The sequence below is a fragment of the uncultured Lutibacter sp. genome (genome assembly GCF_937891065.1).
In the GTDB taxonomy this organism is placed as follows: domain Bacteria; phylum Bacteroidota; class Bacteroidia; order Flavobacteriales; family Flavobacteriaceae; genus Lutibacter.
In genome coordinates this window covers 1-3,313 of sequence record NZ_CALAEQ010000275.1, presented here as the reverse complement: position 1 = coordinate 3,313, position 3,313 = coordinate 1, and the positions used below count along the sequence as shown (strand labels likewise).

Below are 3,313 nucleotides of genomic sequence, written 5' to 3'. Positions count from 1 at the left end.
AACCAAATTCGATTTTGTTTCATTTAATGGTATGGGGAGCATTCAAGAAATAACAAAGCGGATAAAGTCTTATTTGTAAATTAATTTAAAAATTTCTTCTTATTCAAAAAATAAATAGTTATAAGTCTGCAGTTAACTGCTATAGCTTATAAATGCATAATAATTAATTATATTTCAAAAATGATTGAAGATAGCGTTAAAATTCATGATAATTTTTCTTTAGAAATTAAATCTATATATGAGAATATTTCAAAAAAGAAAAAAACTAAATATGATACTATTACTTATCTTTTTATCCCTAATGGTTTAAATATTAACAATCAAACCTACTCAAGTTCAAAATTTTATAATGACGTAAAAGTTTATATTAGATATAATGCTTCGGAATATCTTTTAGAAGAAATCATTAATTTAAAAACGGGACCTTTAAATTTATTTAAAAAAAGTGCAAAAAGGATTGTTAAGGAGAAATTATCAAAAAAAAATAGACTGGATTTTGAGTCTAAAGTTAAAATGTTGGGAGCAATTTTAAATAATTCTTTAAAATTAAAAGCTCAATATTTTAAATCTCAAAAACAATCTGATTTACAGCTTTCTGATCAAGATTTCTTTATCCAATTAAAAGAAATTCTACAAATTTATAGGACTCAAATTCCACTCATTGAAAATTCTATTTTAGATGAGAATGTGAAAAATATTATAAAATTGGGTGATGAGTATTTAAGTAATATTTCAAATTACTATGCTATACAGTTGTTAGAACATTATAAAAAAATAAGCGCTGAAAAGTCTGGTCTAAAAATAATTATTCAGTTTATAAAAGAAGAGCAAGATTATCGTAAAACACAAAATTTTGATGCTTCAAGAGATGATGATTATTATGATGAAGTATTGCTACATAAAAGAAGCCAACTTAAAAAATACATTGATGGAGTTTTATTTTTAAATAGGGATATTAGAAAAGATGGCGCTTTTGTAGAGCAATCTGTTTTTGCCATTGCAGCTGGTTTAGCCATGATTTTTTCAACAGGAATTGCATTTTATTACCAACAAGTTTATGGGAATTTTACACTTCCATTTTTTATTACATTAGTGGTAGGGTACATGTTTAAAGATCGAATAAAGTCATTTATTGGTCAATTATTTATAAGTAAGGCAAATTCTTTTTTTTATGATTATAAAATTAAAATTAAAGATCACGAAAATAATTTAATTGGTACAACAAAAGAGAATTTTACATTTGTTCCTTTCGAAAAATTAGGCCCAAAAGTTAAAAAAAATCGTGTAAAAAATGGGTATTTAGATTCAGATTATGATTTTTATGGAGAACAAATAATACAATATAAAAGAAAGATAGAAATTTATCCGAAAAAATTTGGACAAGAAATCTCCGATAATCGTTTAAAAAGTTTAGTTGATATTACGAGAATTAATTTCTATCAATTTATAGCTCAAATGGATGACCCTAAAAAGAGTTATTCTATGCTAAAAAAAGGAAAAATCATTAGCAGAGTTGGAAACAAAATTTACCACATCAATGTTGTACAAAAATTTTACACTGAAAAAGGTATTGAATTTAAGCGCTACCGCGTAATTATGAATAGAAAAGGAATTAAACGAATTGAAACTATAGAACTTGATAAATTATAAGTTAAAATTTGTTTTGGTACCACTAAGCATCAATAATATTAAATAAAAAATCGCCTAAACTTATAAGTTTTAGGCGATTTTTTTATATAACTAAGTAATACTACTTATTGCTTTTTGATAGGCTATAAGATAAATTAAAAATTATTTGCTCTTGCCTAGAATCTAGGGTAAAAGTATTTCCTAAATTTGACCAAGTAGATTCATTTTCGTTTAAACCTCTTTCATACCTAACATCAATACCTAATCTTCCTAATTCAATAGAAGCACCAATATTAAGACCAACTGTAAAATCATTTTCAACATCACTAATATTTATGCCATCTAAATCATTATCTAAATAATATTGAAAAGCAGGACCTGCAAATATATTTAATGGCCCAATAAGCTTAATACCAACCAAAACAGGCATATCTAATTTCGCAACATTATAGTCTGAAACTGTTGTTGAATTCAATTCATATTCACTTGTGGTTTTTGTGTAAACTAACTCTGGTCTTAAAAAAATAGGACCTAAATCTAATTTACCATATAAACCAATATTATATCCCGATTTGCCTTTTCCTTCATTTTTATAAATTTCAGTAACTTCAGATGTAAATTCCTTTAAATCTCCGTTAGAGTTATAACTTAATCCTCCTTTAATACCAAAGTCATTCTGTGCATTTACAAAGCAAAGTGTTGATAAAAAAACTATTGAAAATAATGCAATTCTTTTGTTCATCCTAATTGAATTTAGAGTTTATATTTTACTATAAACGCAATAATTGTACCGTTATTTCCTTGAAATTACTTTTTTAACAGCCTCAACAATATCGTTATCAGTTAAGCCATATTTTTCCATTAGCTGTGCAGGTGTTGCAGATTCTCCAAAACTATCATTAACAGCTACAAATTCTTGAGGAACTGGATTATTTTGAACTAAAACACGTGAAACACTTTCTCCTAAACCGCCAATAATGTTATGTTCTTCAGCTGTAACAATACAACCTGTTTTTGCAACAGATTTTAAAATAGCTTCATTGTCCAAAGGCTTAATAGTATGAATATTTATAACTTCAGCACTAATACCCATTGCTTCTAATTTTTCAGATGCTTGCAATGCTTCCCAAACTAAATGACCTGTTGCTACTATAGTAACATCTTTTCCTTCAGTTAATTGAACTGCCTTTCCAATAATAAATTCTTGATCTTCAGGCATAAAAACGGGTACAGCTGGTCTACCAAAACGTAAGTATACTGGTCCAACATAATCAGCAATAGCAATAGTTGCAGCCTTTGTTTGATTGTAGTCGCAAGGATTTATAACAACCATACCTGGTAACATTTTCATTAAACCTATATCTTCAAGAGTTTGGTGTGTTGCACCATCTTCGCCTAACGTAAGTCCTGCGTGTGAAGCACATATTTTTACATTTTTCCCTGAATAGGCAATAGCTTGACGAATTTGATCGTAAACTCTTGCTGTTGAAAAGTTAGCAAAAGTTCCTGTAAAAGGAATTTTACCACCAATAGTTAATCCCGCAGCAATTCCCATCATATTTGCTTCAGCAATACCTATTTGAAAAAATCGCTCAGGATGATTTTCAATAAATTTTTCCATTTTTAATGAGCCTACTAAATCAGCGCAAAGTGCCACTACATTTTCGTTAGTATCTCCTAATTC

The 3,313-nt window shown here is 27.9% G+C and carries 3 protein-coding genes; 1 reads left to right on the top strand and 2 read right to left on the bottom strand.

Annotation, left to right across the window (positions count from 1 at the left end):
• The first annotated feature begins 180 nt into the window (after positions 1-180).
• Positions 181-1,650: a hypothetical protein gene (locus tag Q0352_RS14725; RefSeq protein WP_299528910.1), complete on the top strand. Its 1,470-nt coding sequence runs from the start codon at positions 181-183 to the stop codon at positions 1,648-1,650.
• A 100-nt stretch (positions 1,651-1,750) separates the two neighbouring features.
• On the opposite strand, the gene Q0352_RS14720 is transcribed toward Q0352_RS14725, so the two are convergent.
• Positions 1,751-2,371: an outer membrane beta-barrel protein gene (locus tag Q0352_RS14720; protein ID WP_299528907.1), complete on the bottom strand. Its 621-nt coding sequence runs from the start codon at positions 2,369-2,371 to the stop codon at positions 1,751-1,753.
• 51 nt (positions 2,372-2,422) lie between these two features.
• Positions 2,423-3,313 (bottom strand): transketolase C-terminal domain-containing protein (locus Q0352_RS14715; RefSeq protein WP_299528905.1); only part of this gene is annotated, 891 nt, incomplete at its 5' end.

Bases quoted from the DNA above. Each gene is read 5' to 3' on its own strand.
- Q0352_RS14725 (WP_299528910.1), top strand. From the start codon at position 181: ATGATTGAAGATAGCGTTAAAATTCATGATAATTTTTCTTTAGAAATT.
- Q0352_RS14720 (WP_299528907.1), bottom strand. From the start codon at position 2,371: ATGAACAAAAGAATTGCATTATTTTCAATAGTTTTTTTATCAACACTT.